Genomic DNA, 17018 nt, shown 5'->3' on the forward strand with positions numbered 1-17018 from the left:
GGGAGCCTGGTGCCATGGAACCTACACTGCCGAGGCGGCCCCGCGTGGTCGGTGACCTGCCGGTCCTGCGCCGCCGCCCGGACGAGATCCAGATCGGCCTCGACCCGCGCCTCGCGGCGGTCGCCTCCGGGCTGCCGGAACCGGTCGTCGCCCTGGCCCAGCGGCTCACCGGCCGGGAGCGGGCCGAGGACGTGCTGGCAGAGGCGGGCGAGCACCGGGAGTCGATGCGCCGGCTCTTGGCCGGGCTCGTCGAGCGTGGCCTGGTGGACGACGCCGCCCGGCGGGCCGGGCCGCTGCCGGGCCGGCTCGCCGGTGACGTGGCCGCCGCGGGTGTGCGCGGGGTGGCCGGCCCGCCGGACAACCCGGCCGCGCGGCGTGGGCTCGCGGTGGCCGTGGCGGGCGACGGCCGGCTCGCGGTGTCGGTCGCCGCACTGCTGGCCGGGGCCGGGGTGGGCTGGGTGCACGTGCGGGCCGCAGGCACGGTCCGGCCGGAGGACACGGGCACCGGCTACCTCGCCGGCGACGTCGGGCGGCGGCGTGCGGCCGCGGCGCGCGACGCGGTCCGCCGGGCCGACGCCACGGTGCGGACCGGCCCGTTCCGCACCGACCGCGGCCCGGACCTGGTGGTGTTGACGGACGCGGTGGTGCCGGAGCCGACCCGGGTGGCGGCGCTGATGTCGGCCGCAGTGCCGCATCTCACGATCCGTGTCCGGGACGGCGTCGGCATCGTCGGGCCGCTCGTGGTGCCGGGCCTGACGAGCTGCCTGCGGTGCGCTGACCTGCAGCGATGCGAGCGGGACGAGTGCTGGCCCCACCTCGCCGCGCAGCTGGCGGGCAAGGTTTCGCTGGCGGATCTGGCGTGCACGCAGGCCACGGCGGCTTTCGCGGTGGGCCAGACTCTTGACGCTGTGCGTTGGCTGAAGGGCACGGCCGGACCGCCGGCGACCTGTAACGCCACCGTTGAGCTGGACGTTTATTCGGCTGGAGTCCGGCACCGGGCCTGGCCCGCTCACGCTGTGTGTTCATGTGGCGCTGTCGGCCGCTGCGTCGATGTTGCTGCGGACACCAGGGACGAGTTGAGAGAATCATGTCGTGACGGAGATGCCTCGTAACACGGCGGCGCGTACCGCGCGGCTCGCCAGCATCCCGCTCGGAGTGGCCGGCCGAGCGGTCGGCGGCTGGGGAAAACGCCTGGTCGGACAGAATGCCGAGCAGGTGAGCGCCGACCTGTCGGCGAAGACCGCGGAGCAGCTGTTCGCGGTCCTCGGGCAGCTCAAGGGCGGTGCCATGAAGTTCGGTCAGGCACTGTCCGTGTTCGAGGCGGCGGTGCCGAGCGACCTGGCCGAGCCGTACCGGGAGGCGCTGACGAAGCTGCAGGCCGCGGCGCCGCCGATGAGCGCCCCGACCATGCACCGGGTGCTCGCCGAGCAGCTGGGCCGCAAGTGGCGCGCCCGGTTCGCCTCGTTCGACGACACCCCCGCGGCGGCGGCCAGCATCGGCCAGGTCCACCGCGCGGTGTGGCACGACGGCCGGCCGGTCGCGGTGAAGGTCCAGTACCCGGGCGCGGACCAGGCGCTCCTGTCCGACCTGCGGCAGCTGCAGCGGTTCAGCCGGCTGTTCCAGAAGCTCGTGCCGGGCACCGAGGTCAAGCCCCTGCTGCAGGAGCTGACCGACCGGATGAGCGAGGAGCTCGACTACCGGTCGGAGGCGTCGAACCAGCGGGCGTTCGCGAAGGAGTTCGCCGGCGACCCGCACGTGATCGTCCCGCGGGTGGTCGCGAGCGCGCCGAAGGTGCTGGTCACGGAGTGGGTGGACGGGCGGCCGCTGGCGTCGATCATCCGGGACGGCACGAAGGCCGAGCGCGACCAGGCGGGCCGGCTGCTCGCGGAGTTCCACTACTCCTCGCCGGCCCGGGTCGGGATGCTGCACTCGGACCCGCACCCGGGCAACTTCATGGTCACCGAGGACGGCCGCCTCTGTGTGATCGACTTCGGCGCGGTGGCGCAGCTGCCCGACGGCCTGCCGGCCGCGCACGGGCGCATGATGCGGCTGGCGCTCGAGGGCCGGTCGTGTGAGCTGCTGGAGCTCCTGCGCGAGGAGCACTTCGTGCTGCCGGGCGTGCACGAGCCGGAGGCCGAGCACGTGTACGCGTACCTGGCGCCGTTCGTGGAGCCGATGAAGACGGAGACGTTCCACTTCACCCGGCGGTGGATGCAGAAGCAGGCGATGCGCGTGGGGAACGTGCGCAGCCAGGACTTCCGCACGGGCCGGGCACTGAACCTGCCACCGCAGTACCTGCTGCTGCACCGGGTGATGGGCGGCTCGACGGGCATCCTCTGCCAGCTGGACGCGGAGATCCCGGTGCGGGACGTCATCACCCGCTGGCAGCCGGGTTTCGCCACGTAGCAAGGGTTTCGGCGGTGCGAACGGTCCATTCGCACCGCCGAGTTGTCCACAGGCGCGCGCTCTCCCTCGACCCGCCGCCCGCCGGCGCCGAAGATCGAGTCATGACCAGAGCTGCCACCGCCCCTGCCCTCACCGACCCCTACCGGACCGCGCTCGACGGCGTCGTCCACGTCGCCGACCTGCGCGCCGCGGGGATGTCCAACCACGCGCTGGCCGCTCGCTGCCGCCCGTCCGGGCCGTGGCAGCGGATCCTCCCCGGGATCGTGTTGCTGTCGAACGCTGCGCCGACGCGGCGTCAGCGCGTGCGCGCGGCATTGCTGTACACCGGCCCGGACGCGGTCCTGTCGGGTACGGACGCCATGCGCGCGCACGGGCTGGCGCCGCCGGAGTCGGCCGAGGTGCTCGTGCTGATCCCGTCGTCGCGCCGGCAGGTGAGCCGGCCGTACCTGACGGTCGAGCGGACCACCCGCCTGCCGCCGCCGGTGCGCCGTGCCGGCCTGCCCGTGGCCCCGCTGCCGCGCGCGATCGCGGACGCGGCGCGCCACGAGCGCGACAGTGACCGGCTGGCGGCGCTCGTCCTGGCGCCGGTCGAGGCGGGCGCGTGCACGATCGCCGAGCTGCGGGTGGAGGTCAACAACGGTAACCAGCGAGGCACGGCGGCCGTGCGCGCGCTGCTGGCCGGCCGGGAGCACGAGGTCGTCCCGGTGACGCACGGTCTGGCCAAGCGGGTGCTGCGCCAGGCGCCGCTGCCGCCGCCGAGGTGGCAGGTGGAGCTCCATGCGCGGGACGGCGCCGTGCTAGGCGTGGCGGACGCGTGGTGGCCGGAGCCGGGGCTGGCGTGGAGCCTGGGCACGCAGCAGAGCCCACTGGCCAACGACGACCGGACGGCGTCCGCGCTCGCGGAGCTGGGCATCACGGTCCTGCACACCGACCCGGCCCACCTGCGTACCGACCCGGACACGGTGATAGCCGAGCTGGCCGCGGCGTTCACCTACGCCACGACGAACCCTCATCGGTAGGCCGTACGCGGGGTTCACCGACCGGTCCGGCAACGCCATCCGGGAGACCTGACGCGGCCGATTACGGGACCGCTGCACGAGCCGCCATCGCGCGCGACAGGCCAGGCCTGTCGGAACCCGAACCTCTTGTCCCCCAGGCGATCGGAGTCAGTGATGCGTCACCAGTACTCGTCGGGCAGCTTGCCCTCGATGTCCCGCACGTGGGCGCGGGCGCACGCCGGGCAGAGCCAGCTCACGCCGCTCGGGTCGTTCTGCGTGCTCCATGCGAGCGCCTCGGCCGGTGACGCGTCGGCGCGGGACCGGCCGCAGCGCTTGCATATCGGGGGTTCCGTGGACCTGTCAGCCATGGCGGACAAGAGTACGTCACTCCTTCCGCCGTCCCAGATGGACTGTCGAGGCACCGAGGACGAACACGTCGTCCCGCGCGCCGACGTAGGCTTCGTCGTCCGGGTCGAGCAACCGTCGCACGGTTCTGCGGTCGGACTCGCTCAGCCCGTCCTCCCCCACGCCGGACATCCACGACAACCAGTCCACAACGGACTCCCGGACGGCGTGGGCGGCCGGCGCGGGATGGTCGATGAGGAAGCTGAACGAGTAGGTGTCGACCAGCCCGGCGGCGGCCAGCGCGCTGGTCCACCCGACCGGCAGCCGCACCGAGCCCGGCATCTCGCTGCGCATCTGCCGGAACCAGACGTCGCGAGCCGCGGTCAGCCGGTCGCCGAGCCCCGGCTCGCCGATGCCGAGATCCCACGGCAGGCACCGGGTGGCGAGCCCGCCTTCGGACACGGCGAGCCAGCCGCCGGGCGCGAGCACACGCGCGAGCCGGTCGATGGCCTTCTGCTGGTCGGGGAGGTGGTGCACGACGCGTGAGGCCCAGACGAGGTCGGCCGCCGGCAGCACGTCGGGCAGCCCTTCGTCGGCGGCGTCGACGTGCACGCCGTCCACCCGCACCGCGTCGCCGGCCACGCCGCGGGTGCGTTCGACGGCGGCGGCAAGCAACTCGTCAACGGCGTCGGCGAGCACGACCCGCCCACCACCGCGGGCAGCAAGCACCCGGGCGAACTCGACGCTCATGCCGCCCGCCCCAGACCCGATGTCCACGACGACGGGAGGAGACCCACCAGGAGCAAGTGAGTCGACCAACCGCTCGGCAACCGCCCGATTGAACTCGGCGTCAACCTCATCCGCCCGCCGAAGCGCGATGAGCCGTTCCGTCCAGTCGATCCCGTCATGGGTATGCGCCATACCCGCGACGTTAGTCGCAGCCAGGGCCCGGCAACGCCCACCAACGAAGCCGACATCCACACGAGCAACAACTGAGGGACGGACAGGGAGGCGCGGCTCCCGCGACAGATCGGGAAACGCGAACGGCGAGACATGAAGGACGCCCGTCGTCCAGGACCGATCATCAGGGCGCACCGTTCGGGTGGCGGCAGCTCAGGCCTGGCCCGCCGCCGGACGGTGCGACCGGATGCTCGCCGGCCGGCCCGAGATCCCCACCCGGAAGTTCGGGATCCGCGAGGGGCACGAGCCGGGCCCCGGCAAGCTACGGGTGTTCGGCAAGCAACGTGTAGCCGGCGAGCTGGGCGTGGCCGGTGGGCACCGCGTGGCCGGCAGGCAACGAAGAACCGCCCGCCACCCGGAGTGGGTGACGGGCGGTCTCGATCCGAATGGGTTTGTTGGTCAGAGCATGTCGTTCGCGCGTTCGGCGCGTCGGGCAGCCCAGGCGGACAGTCGTTGCCAGCGCCTGGCCGAGCTCACGCGGCGGACGAGACGCGCATGGTTTGCGGCCCGTTCCGCCTCACGCATTCGTTCTCTGGCGAGATTTTCGTAGATCAACATTGTCTTGCTTCCGTTCAGGTGGTGGTGGTCGTTCATGAGGTTCATTTCGGTCATCGAGTCGATCACTGCGGGGTTCATGCGGCTGCCTCCTGGGCGCGTGCGGCACGCTCGGCCGCCTCACGAGCGACGTCTTCCTTGCGCGGACGGCCCCGGGGCCGCTTGCGTGGGATGACCACGCCGCGCTCGAAGATCTCGCCTCCCCAGACACCCCACGGCTCCTGCCGGGCCAGCGCGCCGGCGAGGCACTCGCTCCGGACCGGGCAGTCCAGGCAAAGCTCCTTCGCCCGCTCGAGGTCGGCGGGGGTGTCGGCGAACCACAGGTCGGGGTTGCTGCCCGACCGGCAGGGCAGGTCCAGCCCGGCCGATGGCGCGACGTCGAGCAGGTCGCTCACGCCGAGCCCTTCTGGGCCGAGCAGGTCCGGAGGTGCCCCACCCGGGAGTGGGACGGTCGCGGTAGACATGACGTGCAACTCCTGTTCTCTAACTTCCCTGATCGCGGTTTCTTGTTGGGATACCTGCAAAAACACGAAGGCCGCGGATCCGATATACGGGTCCGCGGCCTTCGTGAGCCTGGCGACTTGACGGGGCGTCAAGTTCTTCGCTCGGAAGTCGATGCGGACACATCGGACGGGAGATCGGCAATCTGCGGAACGGTCACACCGGTGGCGCCAACGCGGCTCCGCTTGAACGCGGCAGTCTGCACCTGGTGCACGGCATTGGCCGTCGACACAGCAGTGGCCCCGGAGGTCGGGTAGCCAGCGGCGCACATGGCGATGATGTTCTCCACGACTGGCCACCTCCTCACTCGTCCGAAGTTCTACCGGGCACTCTCGCCCTGCTTGAGCAGGCTATGCGTCAGCAGCACGTGCCTGCAACAGGTTTTTCGGGAGTTCTGCTCAGAGCGTTACGGGGTCACCGATCGGCCCGCAACAAGGAGAGCACTTCACTGCCGAACTTGTCCAGCTTGCTGGCCCCGATTCCGGCGATCCCGACCAGCGCCGCGGCGTCCGTCGGCCGCTGCTCGGCGATCGCCATCAGGGTGGCGTCGGTGAACACGACGTACGCCGGCACCTTGAGCGTGCGCGCCCGGCGAGCCCGCCACTCCTTGAGCCTGGCGAGCAGATCCTCGTCGAGATCCGCCGGGCAGGTCGCGCACCGGCCGAGCTTGACCGCGGCCGCGCCGAGCAACGGACCGCCGCAGACCCGGCACCGCGGCGTGGCCGAGCCGTCCCGCCGGCGCGAGCGCGCCATGCGCGAGGTCGGATGGTCCTCGGGAATCAGCCCGTAGAGGAACCGGCTGCGCCGGCGGTTGCGCCGCGCGCCGTCCGCCCGGGCCAGTGACCACGACAACGACAGGTACCGCTTGGCCCGCGTCACCCCGACGTACAGCAGCCGCCGCTCCTCCTCGACCGCCGCGTCGTTGCCGTCCGCGTGCATGATCGGCACGGTGCCCTCGACCAGCCCGACGAGGAACACCGCGTCCCACTCCAGGCCCTTCGCCGCGTGTAGCGACGCCAGCGTGACGCCCTCGACGGTCGGCGGGTGCTGTGCCCGCGCCCGCATGTCCAGCTCGGCCACGTACTGCGCGAGGTCCGCGCCCTCGACCGTCGCCGCCAGCTCCTCGGCCAGCTCCACCAGCGCCAGCAGCGACTCCCACCGCTCGCGCGCCGCGCCCCCGCCCGGCGGGTCGGCGGTCAGCCCGAGCGGCTCCAGGATCTCCCGCACGATCTTGGGCAGCTCGCCGGTCGGCCCCGCCGCGGCCGCCGTGCGCAGCGCGGCCGTCGCCTGCCTCACCTCGACGCGCGCGAAGAACCGCTCGCCGCCGCGGAGCAGGTACGGGATGTCGAGCTCGGCCAGCGCCTGCTCGTAGGTCTCCGACTGCGCGTTCACCCGGTACAGCACGGCGATCTCACTGGCCGGCGTGCCCGCGTCGAGCAGCTCGGCGATCCGCCGGGCGACCGCCGCGGCCTCGGCCGGCTCGTCGTCGTACTCGGCGAACGAGGGCTCGGGGCCCACCTCGCGCTGGCCGACCAGGCGCAGCCGCGAGCCCGCGGGCCGGTCGCGGGCGGCGCCGATGACCCGGTTCGCGAGCGCCACGACCTGCGGCGTCGACCGGTAGTCGCGCTCCAGCCGCACCACTGTGGCGTCCGGGAACCGGCGGGTGAAGCCGAGCAGCGGCCGCGGGGAGGCGCCGGCGAAGGAGTAGATCGTCTGGTTCGCGTCGCCGACCACGGTCAGGTCGTCGCGGTCACCGAGCCACGCGTCGAGCACCCGCTGCTGCAACGGCGTGACGTCCTGGTACTCGTCGACGACGAAGGAGCGGTACCGGTCGCGGAACTCCTGCGCGACCGCCGGGTGCTCCTCGAGCGCGGCCGCGGTGTGCAGCAGCAGGTCGTCGAAGTCCAGCAGGTTCGCCTTGCCCTTGAACGACTCGTACCACCGGTACACGCTCGCCACGAGCTCGACCGGCGCGGGCGGCTGGCGCAGCGCGCGGCCGGCCGCCGCGGCGTAGTCGTCCGGCGTCACCATCGACGCCTTCGCCCACTCGATCTCCGTGGCGAGGTCGCGCAGCGTCTCGGACTCCGTGCCGGCGCCCGCCCGGTGCGCGGCCTGGCTCACGATCCGCAGCTTGCTGTCGAGCACGTCCCACTGCGGCCCGCCGACCACCCGCGGCCAGAAGTACCGCAGCTGGCGCAGGGCCGCGGCGTGGAAGGTGCGGGCCTGGGCGCCGTGCACGCCGAGCGCGCGCAGCCGGGTGCGCAGCTCGCCCGCGGCCCGGTTCGTGAACGTCACCGCGAGCACCTGGCCGGCGGCCACGTGCCCGGAGTGGATCAGCTGGGCGATGCGGTGCACGATCGTGCGCGTCTTGCCGGTGCCCGCGCCGGCGAGCACGCACACGGGCCCGCGCGGCGCCTGGACGGCGGTCAGCTGCTCGGGGTCCAGCCCGGTGAGCGGTCCCTCCTCGGGTGTCTCCGGTTCCGCCTGCCGCCCAGCCATGGAAGGCATCCTGACAGACGGCACCGACCGTGTCGGTCAGGGACATGCCGGTCGGCCGACCCGGGTGTCGGCCTGGCCCCGTATCCTGGTGGTCATGGCTCAGAAGCAGGACAAGACGGCGGCCGCCGAGGCGAAGAAGGCTCGGAAGGCGGCGTCCAAGGCCAAGCGGACGCAGCTCTTCCAGGCGTTCAACATGCAGCGCAAGGAGGACAAGGCGCTGATCCCGCTGATGCTCGGGGTGTTCCTCGGGGTCACCGGCGTGATCTTCGTGCTGGGCCTGTTCATCGGCATGCAGTGGGTGGTGCTGCCGGTCGGCGTCGCGCTCGGCCTGCTCGGTGCGGTGATCCTGTTCGGCCGCCGGGTCCAGCGGAACGTGTACGGCAAGGCGGAGGGCCAGCCCGGCGCCGCGGGCTGGGCGCTGGACAACATGCGTGGCCGCTGGCGGGTCACGTCCGGCGTGGCCGCCACGACCCAGGGTGACTTCGTACACCGCGTGCTCGGCCGGCCTGGTGTCGTGCTGGTCGCGGAGGGCTCGTCGCACCGGGTGAAGTCGCTGCTGGCGCAGGAGAAGAAGCGCGTCTCGCGGGTCGTCGGCGACACCCCGATCTACGACTTCATCGTCGGCAACGACGAGAACCAGGTGCCGCTCTCGAAGCTGCAGCAGCGGATCATGCGCCTGCCGAACAACCTGAAGCCGGCGCAGATCGACGCGCTGGAGAAGCGCATGGCCGCGCTCGCCAGCCGCAACGCCGGCACGCAGATGCCGAAGGGCCCGATGCCGCAGGGCGCCAAGATGCGCAGCGTCCAGCGCGCGATGCGCCGCCGGTAAGACGCCGCCGGTAGGACGTCAGACGTCAGCGGGTACGCAGGACGATCGTGCCCACGGCCTTGTCGTGCATGCCGCGGTTGTCGGCGTCCCAGATGACGGCCGGAATGATGACCGCGGTCAGGATCGCTCGCGGTATCGCGCGCACCGGGCCGACCATGTTCGCGCCGTCGAGGCGGACCACCCGGATGCCCAGCGCCGCCATCCCCGCGGTGAAGCCGAACAGCGACACGGTGACGACCGAGATCAGGAACCAGACGAGGACCGCCCAGTAGTTGAAGGTCTGCATGACCTCCGGGCGCGTGACGTCCATCGGCACGAAAAGCCGCGTCACCAGAGCCGCGATGACGAGGTCGAGAACGAGCGCGCCCAGCCGGGCGCCGCGCGAGGCCACCGAACCCGGACCCGACCGCGGCAGGCCCAGCCGCTCGCCCGGCCACTCCTGCGGCGCGCGGGCCTGCGCCGCCGCGCTGGGTCCCGACAGCCAGGACCCGGTCCACCTGCTCACTCCACCAGGGTAGAACCAGGTGCGCGCGAGCTGCCCGGGTGGCATGCTCAAAGGCTTGACAGCGGTCGTTAACACCGGCGAAACATGAGGGTGATGGTCGGGCAACACCGCACTCATAGCTTGGCCTGGGAGCGTTCTGAGCAAGAGGTAAGGAGCCAACGAGCGTGTTCAACACTTCCGATGAGGTCCTCAGCTTCATCTCCGACGAAGAGGTGAAGTTCATCGACGTCCGGTTCTGTGATCTGCCGGGCATCATGCAGCACTTCACGGTGCCGGTTCAGTCGTTCGACGAGGGCACCATCGACGAGGGGCTCGCGTTCGACGGCTCCTCGGTGCGTGGCTTTCAGCAGATCCACGAGTCGGACATGCTGCTGCTGCCCGACCTCGCGACCGCGCGGCTCGACCCGTTCCGCGCCGACAAGACGCTCAACATCAACTTCTTCGTGCATGACCCGCTGACCCGCGAGGCGTACAGCCGCGACCCGCGCAACATCGCGCGCAAGGCCGAGGAGTACCTGACCGAGTCCGGCATCGCCGACACCGCGTACTTCGGGCCGGAGGCGGAGTTCTACGTCTTCGACTCCGTGCGCTTCGACTCCGCGGAGAACGGCTCCTTCCACGAGATCGACTCCGTCGAGGGCTGGTGGAACACCGGCTCGGACGAGGTCGGGGGCAACCGCGGCTACAAGACCAAGTACAAGAGCGGCTACTTCCCGGTGCCGCCGGTCGACCACTTCGCCGACCTGCGCGCCGAGATCGTGACGAATCTGATCGGTAGCGGCTTCACCGTCGAGCGCGCCCACCACGAGGTCGGCACCGCCGGCCAGGCCGAGATCAACTACAAGTTCAACACGCTGCTGCACGCCGCGGACGACCTGCAGCTGTTCAAGTACATCGTCAAGAACACCGCTTGGGACGCCGGCAAGACCGCGACGTTCATGCCCAAGCCGCTGTTCGGCGACAACGGTTCGGGCATGCACTGCCACCAGTCGCTGTGGCGCGACGGCGAGCCGCTGTTCTACGACGAGTCCGGCTACGCGGGCCTGTCCGACGAGGCGCGCCACTACATCGGCGGCCTGCTGCACCACGCGCCGAGCCTGCTCGCGTTCACGAACCCGACGGTGAACTCCTACCACCGCCTGGTGCCGGGCTTCGAGGCGCCGGTGAACCTCGTGTACTCGCAGCGCAACCGCTCGGCGTGCGTGCGCATCCCGATCACCGGCGACAACGCGAAGGCCAAGCGCATCGAGTTCCGCTGCCCCGACTCGTCCGGCAACCCGTACCTCGCGTTCTCCGCGATGGTCATGGCCGGCATCGACGGCATCAAGAACAAGATCGAGCCGCCCACGCCGATCGACAAGGACCTCTACGAGCTGCCGCCGGACGAGGCGAAGGACGTGGCCACCGTGCCGGCGTCGCTCAACGCGGTGCTGGACAGCCTGGAGGCCGACCACGAGTTCCTGCTCGAGGGCGGCGTCTTCACGCCCGACGTGATCGAGACGTGGATCGACTTCAAGCGCGAGCACGAGATCGACCCGCTGCGGTTGCGCCCGCACCCGTACGAGTTCGCCCTCTACTACGACGTCTGATCGCCAACCGGGACGACGGCCCGGCGGTCGCGGGAAGGACCCGACCGCCGGGCCGTTCTCTGTCTAGCGCGCCGCCAGTCCGTCGAACAGGACGGCCAGCGAACGCTTGCGCAGGGCGGCGTCGGCGGTGCGGTCCGCGGCCATGCACGCGCCGGCCAGCAGGACGAACACCTCCGCCTGAGTCACGTCGGAACGGATCGCGCCCGCCGCCTGCGCGCGCTCCAGCAGGACACCGAGCGCGCGGCGGATCTCCTCGCCGACGTCCGGGGCGGACTTCTTCACGTCGATGCCGAGTACCGCCATGGTGTCGGCGAACGCCTTCTTCGCCGCGGACTCGTCGACGATGCGGGCGAAGAACGACCGGAACGCCTCCGCCGGGTCGTCCGCGTCGAGCGGCGCCTCCTCGACGAGCCGGGACAGGCGGCGGACCACGATCGCCTCGTACAGCGCCTGCTTCGTCGGGAAGTGGCGGAACACCGTGCCGATCCCGACCCCCGCCCGGCGGGCCACCTCCTCGGTCGACGCCGTCGCGCCGTGCTCGCCGAACACGGCCTCCGCCGCCGCGAGGACCCGCTCCCGGTTACGGCGGGCGTCCGCGCGCATGCCCGGCGGCGTCATCGGATTCCGTTGACAAGCGGAGTGCACACTCCGTATTGTCGTCTTAGCGGAGTCATGACTCCGATTCTACGGGGAGGGAGATCGCCATGACCGCAACCCCACGCGAGGTCGCGCACCGGCTCGTCGAGGGCATCAGCGAGCAGAGGTGGGCCGAGCTGCCGGACCTCTACGCCGAGGACACCGTCGTCGAGCAGCCGTTCAACCCGCGGCCGGCCGTGCTGCGCGGCCGCGGCGATCTCGCGGCGCACTTCGCCGCTGCGGCGGACCGCCCGCTGCGGGTGAAGGCGAAGAACGTCGTCGTCCACGAGACGACCGACCCGGAGGTGGTCGTCATGGAGTACGACTACGACGTCGACGCCCAGGGGCGGACCGGCACGGTCGGCAACGTGCTGGTGCTCCGCGTACGCGACGGCCGGATCGTGAGCTCGCGCGACTACCACGACCACGGCGCGATCGCCGCGATCGTGGCCGGTTAGCCGCGCCGGTAGGCCGGGGGACGCCCGCCGCGATTCGAGGCGGCGCCTCGGCGCGGCGGGCACCACGCCTGTCTGCGCGGCCGCTCAGGCGAGCTTCGCCGGGTCGAAGCCGCGGGACTCGAGCATGCCTCGCGGGTCGGTCACCAGCTTGCGGGCGTCGAGGTCGAGGAGGCCGACGATGCAGTACACCTCGGCGGCGACCGTCCCGTCGGCTTTGATGATCATCGAGTCGACGTTGAACGACTTGCCCGTGCCGAACTTGACCCGGCAGGTCACCTCGATGTGCTCGCCGCCACGCAACTCGCGGCGGAAGTTGACCGTGGTGCTGAGCAGTGCGGCCGCGATCCGCTCGTCCATCAGCCCGTCCCAGTCGCAGCCCGCCGCGCTGAACCCGGACATGCGCGCGACCTCGGCGTACTGGTGGTACACGGCGTGGTTGACGTGCCCGAGTGCGTCCAGCTCGTAGCTGCGCACGACGAGCGGGATACGAAAGCCGGCCATGCTCCAACTGTAGGAGTGGGCACCGGCGAAATCCGTACGGAGTGAGTTAATCCTCGTAGAACAGCCGCTCCACCACACCGCGGGCGCGCCGCAGCGTGCGCCGGTAGGAGTCGAGGAACTCCCCCGGGGCGGCGTCCGGCCGCAGTACCGCGGCGACCGCCGCCAGCTCCCGGCCCGAGGACGGCAGCTGGTCGGAGACCTTGCCCCGCACGAGCGTGGCCGCGTTGCGCGCGCGGGTGGCGAGCAGCCACGCCTCGCGCAGCGCGGTCGCGTCGACGTCCGCCACCAGGCCGGCCTCGACCGCCGCACCCAGACCATCCACAGTGGACGTCGTGCGCAGGGACGGCACGTCGTGCGAGTGGCGCAACGCCAGCAGCTGCAGCGTCCACTCGATGTCCGCGAGCCCGCCGCGGCCGAGCTTCGTGTGCGTCGCCGGGTCCGCACCGCGCGGCAGCCGCTCGTTGTCCACCCGCGCCTTGATCCGCCGGATCTCCCGCCTGCGCGCCGCGTCCAGCCCGCCTTCGGGATAGCGCACGGGGTCGATCATCTCGATGAACCGCGCGCCGAGGTCCTCGTCGCCCGCGACCGGCCGTGCCCGAAGCAGCGCCTGGGCCTCCCACACCTGCGCCCACTTCCCGTAGTAGGCGCGGTAGGACTCCAGCGTGCGCACGATCGGGCCCTGCCGCCCTTCCGGCCGCAGGTCCACGTCCACCTGCAGCGCCGGGTCCTGGCTCGGCGCGCCGAGGAGCTTGCGCACGCTCTGCGCGACCCGGCCCGCGTACCTCACCGCGTCCGAGTCCGACGCCCCGCCGACGGGCTCGCACACGAACAGCACGTCGGCGTCCGAGCTGTAGCCGAGCTCCGCGCCGCCGAGCCGGCCCATGCCGATGACCGCGATCCGGGCGCGCCTGCCCGCCGCGACCGCCTCGGCCCGGTCGACCACGGCCAGCGTCGCCTGCAGCACCGCCGCCCACACGCTGGACAGCGCGTGGCACACGGTCAGCACGTCCATGAACCCGAGCAGGTCCGCCGACGCGACGCGCAGCAGCTCGTGCCGGCGCAGCGAGCGCGCCGTGGCGACCGCGTTGCCGAGGTAGGTCTGCCGGTTCACCGCCTGCCGCAGTGACTCCGCGACCTCGTCGGTGTCCCGGCCGGCCAGCTGTTCCGGGTCGCCGAGCAGCCGCAGCACCTCGGGCGCGCGGACGACGAGGTCGGGGAACAGCTTCGACGTGCCGAGCAGGGTCGCGAGCCGCTCGACGACCGCGGCCTCGTCGCGCAGCACGCGCAGGTACCAGTCGGTGCCGGTCAGCGACTCGGACACCTTGCGGTAGGCGAGCAGGCCGCCGTCCGGGTCGGGCGTCTCGGCCAGCATCTCGAGCAGCGCCGGCAGCAGGGTCCGCTGGATGGCCGCGCGACGCGACACCCCGGCGGTCAGCGCCTCGATGTGACGCAGCGCGCCGTCCGGGGCGGCGTAGCCGAGCGCCGACAGCCGGGCCACGGCCGCCTCGGTGGACAGCCGCAGCGCCTCACCCGGGACGCGCGCGACGGCCTCGAGCAGCGGGCGGTAGAAGAGCTTCTCGTGCAGCCGGCGGATCCGCCGCAGGTGCCGGTTGAACTCGGCCTGCAGCACGTCGCCCTCGGACTTGCCACGGTCGGGCCGGATGCCGGCCGCGCGGGCGAGCCAGCGCAGCTCGTCGGTGTCCGCCGCATCCGGGAACATGTGCGTGCGGCGCAGCTTCTGCAGCTGCAGCCGGTGTTCGACGAGCCGTAGGAACCGGTAGGACTCCCCCATCTCGGCGGCGTCCGCGCGGCCCACGTAACCGCCCTCGCCCAGCGCCGCCAGCGTGTCCACAGTGGAGCGCCGGCGCAGTGACTCGTCGCTGCGGCCGTGGACGAGCTGCAGCAGCTGCACGGCGAACTCGACGTCGCGCAGGCCGCCGCGGCCGAGCTTGAGCTCGCGGTCGAGCAGCTCGGCCGGCACGTGGTCCTCCACCCGGCGGCGCATCGAGCGCACGTCGTCGACGAAGTTGTCCCGTTCGGCCGCGGCCCACACGAGCGGCCGGACGACGTCGAGGTAGGCCTTGCCGACCTCGGCATCGCCGGCGATCGGACGGGCCTTGAGCAGCGCCTGGAACTCCCACGTGCGGGCCCAGCGCTGGTAGTAGGCCTCGTGGCCGTCGAGCGTGCGAACCAGCGGACCGGCCTTGCCCTCCGGCCGCAGCGCCGCGTCCACGTCGAAACACGCCTGGCCCGCGACGCGGATCATGGTGCTCGCCATGCGGGTCGCGGCGTCGAGGTCGCCGGCCGAGTCGTTGGAGGCGACGAACAGCACGTCGACGTCGCTGACGTAGTTGAGCTCGTGGCCGCCGCACTTGCCCATGGCGATCACCGCGAGCCGGCACCTCTCCCGGGCGTCGCCGACGTCGGCGGCGGCGACCGCGAGCGCGGCCTGGATCGCGGCCTCGGCGAGCGCGGTCAGCCGCCCGGTCGTCTGCTCGTACGGCGGCGCGGGCAGCTCGGGCTCGACGAGGTGGCCGAGGTCGTCGGCGGCGATCTCCAGCAGCAGCCCACGGTAGGCGGCGCGCAGCGTGCGGACGGCGGGCGAGCCGGTGAGCCCCGCCACGCCGCCGTCGGCCTCGACCGCGTCGAGCAGCACGCCGGCGTACTCGGCGACCGCGTGCTGCCGGTCGGTCAGCAGCCGGCGCCACTCCCCTTCGCGGGCGATCACGAAGTCGGCGAGCGCGCTCGAACCGCCGAACACGGCGAGCAGCCGTCCGCGCAGCCCGCGGTCGGTCGCGATCGCCCGGTCCAGCGCAGGCCAGCCGTCCGCGTCGGCGGTGCGGATCCGGTCGACGGCGAGCAGGGCCAGGTCGGGATCGGGCGCGCGCGACAGCGCGATCATGCTGCGCTCGTGGCCCGGCTCGGGTCCGCCCTCGCCCCACCAGCCGGCCGCGCGCAGGTGCTCGGCGGCACGGTCTTCGGTCAGCCCGAAACGCGCGGTCGAGGTCCGGGAGCGGACGCGGTCGGCCATCGGGCTAGTGGCCGAGCAGGGGCAGCTGTGGGCGGGCCGGACCGGCGGGCTCGAGGTCGCCGGCGGCGAGCCGGACGAAGCGGGTGGCGACCGGCCGCCACGTCTCCGCCATGTCGGCGTGGAACCGGTCCAGCCGCTCGGCGGTGAGCTCGCCGGGACGGGCGAACTCGGCCTCCTCCGGGCACTCGCGAGCCCACTCGAGCACGACGTCGGTGGTGGTCTCGATGTGGAACTGCAGGCCGTAGGCGCACCGGCCGAGCCGGAACGCCTGGTTGGGGTAGCGGGTGCCGGACGCGAGCAGCACGGCGTTCGGTGGCAGCCGGTCGATCATGTCGGAGTGGAACTGCAGCACGTCCGGCATGAGCGGGACGTCGGCGAACAGCGGGTCGGTCCAGCCGAGGTCGCGCTTGGCGACGATGTGCGGCCCGACCTCCGGCCCGTCCTCCCCCACCACGACGCCGCCGCCGGTCGCGACCGCGAGCAGCTGGCCGCCGAGGCAGATCGCGAGCGTCGGCAGCTGCCGGGTCACGGCCTCGGCGAGCAGCCGGCGGACGTCGGCGAGCCACGGGTGGTCGAAGTCGTCCTGCGCGCCCATGCCGCCGCCGAGGACGACGAGCCCGGCGTAGCCCTCGAGGTTCGCGGGCACCTGGTCGGCCGGCGGCGCGACGAGGTCGATCTCGGCGCCGGCACCGGCGAGCCAGTCGCCGAGCGGGCCGGGCGGGTCGTCCGCGTCGGGCTGGATGACGAGCAGTCGGGTCACGGTTTCAGGGTAGCCAGGCGTTTTGCCGCCCGGTCAGGGCGCGCGGGTGAACTCGATCTCGCAGGCGTCCAGCACCGGCCGGTAGCCGATCTTCTGGTAAATCGAGTTCGCGGTGGGGTTGGCCAGGTCGGTGAACAGCAGCACGTGCTCGGCGCCGGCCTCCCGGGCCCAGCGGGAGACCGCGGCGGTCGCCGCGGAGCCGAAACCCCGGCCACGGAACTCCGGCGGCGTGTAGACCGGTGCGATCCGGCACATCCCCTGCTTCGGCACGCCCACGTGCGCCCACGACACGACCTCGCCCCCGAACTCCCATAGCTCGTGGCGATCGCCCCGCGCCAGCGCACGCCGCCCTGGCCGCTCGTGGTCAGCGGGCTTCCGCTCGACGCCGCGCCGGCCGCGGTCGCGGCGCTGGCCGACGCCGACCCACTGGCGCCCGGGGTCAACG

At 72.4% G+C, this 17018-nt stretch carries 18 protein-coding genes; 6 read left to right on the forward strand and 12 right to left on the reverse strand.

All coding sequences use genetic code 11. The features are described from left to right. The first annotated feature begins 14 nt into the window (after positions 1-14). The 3 genes from VH969_RS31760 (at position 15) to VH969_RS31770 (ending at position 3425) form a co-directional block, all read left to right on the forward strand. On the forward strand, positions 15-1112 hold the full coding sequence (locus VH969_RS31760) for a hypothetical protein (RefSeq protein WP_331981053.1): 1098 nt from the start codon (positions 15-17) through the stop codon (positions 1110-1112). Then, entirely contained in the window at positions 1102-2406 is a 1305-nt protein-coding gene (locus VH969_RS31765) for an ABC1 kinase family protein (RefSeq protein WP_331981091.1), read from the forward strand. The genes VH969_RS31760 and VH969_RS31765 overlap by 11 nt, the downstream gene beginning before the upstream one ends. 101 nt (positions 2407-2507) lie before the next feature. Next, positions 2508-3425: a hypothetical protein gene (locus VH969_RS31770; protein ID WP_331981055.1), complete on the forward strand. Its 918-nt coding sequence runs from the start codon at positions 2508-2510 to the stop codon at positions 3423-3425. A 158-nt stretch (positions 3426-3583) separates the two neighbouring features. Here VH969_RS31770 and VH969_RS31775 read toward each other — a convergent pair whose 3' ends face one another. From VH969_RS31775 to VH969_RS31800, 6 genes are all read right to left on the reverse strand, one after another. Next, positions 3584-3772, reverse strand: coding sequence for a hypothetical protein (locus VH969_RS31775; protein WP_331981057.1), 189 nt, complete (start codon positions 3770-3772; stop codon positions 3584-3586). 16 nt (positions 3773-3788) lie between these two features. Further along, positions 3789-4670, reverse strand: coding sequence for a class I SAM-dependent methyltransferase (locus VH969_RS31780; protein ID WP_331981059.1), 882 nt, complete (start codon positions 4668-4670; stop codon positions 3789-3791). Between the two features lie 438 nt (positions 4671-5108). After that, positions 5109-5345 (reverse strand): hypothetical protein, encoded by a 237-nt coding sequence (locus tag VH969_RS31785; RefSeq protein WP_331981061.1) that lies wholly within the window; start codon positions 5343-5345, stop codon positions 5109-5111. Next, the gene (locus tag VH969_RS31790) at positions 5342-5728 is read right to left on the reverse strand and encodes a WhiB family transcriptional regulator (RefSeq protein ID WP_331981063.1); all 387 of its coding nucleotides are present in this window, start codon (positions 5726-5728) and stop codon (positions 5342-5344) included. The genes VH969_RS31785 and VH969_RS31790 overlap by 4 nt, the downstream gene beginning before the upstream one ends. 128 nt (positions 5729-5856) lie before the next feature. Continuing rightward, a complete protein-coding gene (locus tag VH969_RS31795; RefSeq protein WP_331981065.1) occupies positions 5857-6054 on the reverse strand; it encodes a hypothetical protein in 198 nt (65 codons plus the stop codon). A gap of 125 nt (positions 6055-6179) precedes the next feature. Further along, positions 6180-8264 (reverse strand): ATP-dependent DNA helicase UvrD2, encoded by a 2085-nt coding sequence (locus tag VH969_RS31800; protein WP_331981067.1) that lies wholly within the window; start codon positions 8262-8264, stop codon positions 6180-6182. A 94-nt stretch (positions 8265-8358) separates the two neighbouring features. On the opposite strand from VH969_RS31800, the gene VH969_RS31805 reads away from it, so the two are divergent. Further along, on the forward strand, positions 8359-9093 hold the full coding sequence (locus VH969_RS31805) for a DUF4191 domain-containing protein (RefSeq protein ID WP_331981069.1): 735 nt from the start codon (positions 8359-8361) through the stop codon (positions 9091-9093). 25 nt (positions 9094-9118) lie between these two features. Here VH969_RS31805 and VH969_RS31810 read toward each other — a convergent pair whose 3' ends face one another. Beyond that, positions 9119-9598, reverse strand: a complete 480-nt coding sequence (locus VH969_RS31810; RefSeq protein WP_331981071.1) for an RDD family protein — start codon at positions 9596-9598, stop codon at positions 9119-9121. A 164-nt stretch (positions 9599-9762) separates the two neighbouring features. On the opposite strand from VH969_RS31810, the gene glnA reads away from it, so the two are divergent. Continuing rightward, positions 9763-11187, forward strand: coding sequence for a type I glutamate--ammonia ligase (glnA, locus tag VH969_RS31815; protein WP_331981073.1), 1425 nt, complete (start codon positions 9763-9765; stop codon positions 11185-11187). A 63-nt stretch (positions 11188-11250) separates the two neighbouring features. Here the strand turns inward: glnA and VH969_RS31820 are convergent, their stop codons facing one another. After that, the gene (locus tag VH969_RS31820; RefSeq protein WP_331981075.1) at positions 11251-11805 is read right to left on the reverse strand and encodes a TetR/AcrR family transcriptional regulator; all 555 of its coding nucleotides are present in this window, start codon (positions 11803-11805) and stop codon (positions 11251-11253) included. Positions 11806-11891: 86 nt separating this feature from the next. Here VH969_RS31820 and VH969_RS31825 point away from each other — a divergent pair, with 86 nt between their 5' ends. Then, on the forward strand, positions 11892-12281 hold the full coding sequence (locus VH969_RS31825; protein ID WP_331981077.1) for a nuclear transport factor 2 family protein: 390 nt from the start codon (positions 11892-11894) through the stop codon (positions 12279-12281). Between the two features lie 84 nt (positions 12282-12365). On the opposite strand, the gene VH969_RS31830 is transcribed toward VH969_RS31825, so the two are convergent. The 4 genes from VH969_RS31830 to VH969_RS31845 form a co-directional block, all read right to left on the reverse strand. Continuing rightward, positions 12366-12782, reverse strand: coding sequence for an acyl-CoA thioesterase (locus tag VH969_RS31830; protein WP_331981079.1), 417 nt, complete (start codon positions 12780-12782; stop codon positions 12366-12368). Between the two features lie 46 nt (positions 12783-12828). Then, complete coding sequence (locus VH969_RS31835) at positions 12829-15813, reverse strand: bifunctional [glutamine synthetase] adenylyltransferase/[glutamine synthetase]-adenylyl-L-tyrosine phosphorylase (RefSeq protein ID WP_331981081.1); 2985 nt, start codon at positions 15811-15813, stop codon at positions 12829-12831. A 4-nt stretch (positions 15814-15817) separates the two neighbouring features. Next, positions 15818-16573, reverse strand: coding sequence for a type 1 glutamine amidotransferase (locus tag VH969_RS31840; protein ID WP_331981083.1), 756 nt, complete (start codon positions 16571-16573; stop codon positions 15818-15820). Between the two features lie 33 nt (positions 16574-16606). After that, the coding region (locus tag VH969_RS31845; RefSeq protein ID WP_331981085.1) for a GNAT family N-acetyltransferase at positions 16607-17018 on the reverse strand (412 nt) is incomplete at its 5' end.

This window comes from Actinophytocola sp. (assembly GCF_036555685.1).
In the GTDB taxonomy this organism is placed as follows: Bacteria; Actinomycetota; Actinomycetes; order Mycobacteriales; family Pseudonocardiaceae; genus Actinophytocola.

Excerpts from the sequence above, each read along its gene's own strand:
- VH969_RS31760 (WP_331981053.1), top strand. The coding sequence starts at position 15 with ATGGAACCTACACTGCCGAGGCGGCCCCGCGTGGTCGGTGACCTGCCG.
- VH969_RS31765 (WP_331981091.1), top strand. The coding sequence starts at position 1,102 with ATGCCTCGTAACACGGCGGCGCGTACCGCGCGGCTCGCCAGCATCCCG.
- VH969_RS31770 (WP_331981055.1), top strand. The coding sequence starts at position 2,508 with ATGACCAGAGCTGCCACCGCCCCTGCCCTCACCGACCCCTACCGGACC.
- VH969_RS31775 (WP_331981057.1), bottom strand. The coding sequence starts at position 3,772 with ATGGCTGACAGGTCCACGGAACCCCCGATATGCAAGCGCTGCGGCCGG.
- VH969_RS31780 (WP_331981059.1), bottom strand. The coding sequence starts at position 4,670 with ATGGCGCATACCCATGACGGGATCGACTGGACGGAACGGCTCATCGCG.
- VH969_RS31785 (WP_331981061.1), bottom strand. The coding sequence starts at position 5,345 with ATGAACCCCGCAGTGATCGACTCGATGACCGAAATGAACCTCATGAAC.
- VH969_RS31790 (WP_331981063.1), bottom strand. The coding sequence starts at position 5,728 with ATGTCTACCGCGACCGTCCCACTCCCGGGTGGGGCACCTCCGGACCTG.
- VH969_RS31800 (WP_331981067.1), bottom strand. The coding sequence starts at position 8,264 with ATGGCTGGGCGGCAGGCGGAACCGGAGACACCCGAGGAGGGACCGCTC.
- VH969_RS31805 (WP_331981069.1), top strand. The coding sequence starts at position 8,359 with ATGGCTCAGAAGCAGGACAAGACGGCGGCCGCCGAGGCGAAGAAGGCT.
- VH969_RS31820 (WP_331981075.1), bottom strand. The coding sequence starts at position 11,805 with ATGACGCCGCCGGGCATGCGCGCGGACGCCCGCCGTAACCGGGAGCGG.
- VH969_RS31825 (WP_331981077.1), top strand. The coding sequence starts at position 11,892 with ATGACCGCAACCCCACGCGAGGTCGCGCACCGGCTCGTCGAGGGCATC.
- VH969_RS31830 (WP_331981079.1), bottom strand. The coding sequence starts at position 12,782 with ATGGCCGGCTTTCGTATCCCGCTCGTCGTGCGCAGCTACGAGCTGGAC.
- VH969_RS31835 (WP_331981081.1), bottom strand. The coding sequence starts at position 15,813 with ATGGCCGACCGCGTCCGCTCCCGGACCTCGACCGCGCGTTTCGGGCTG.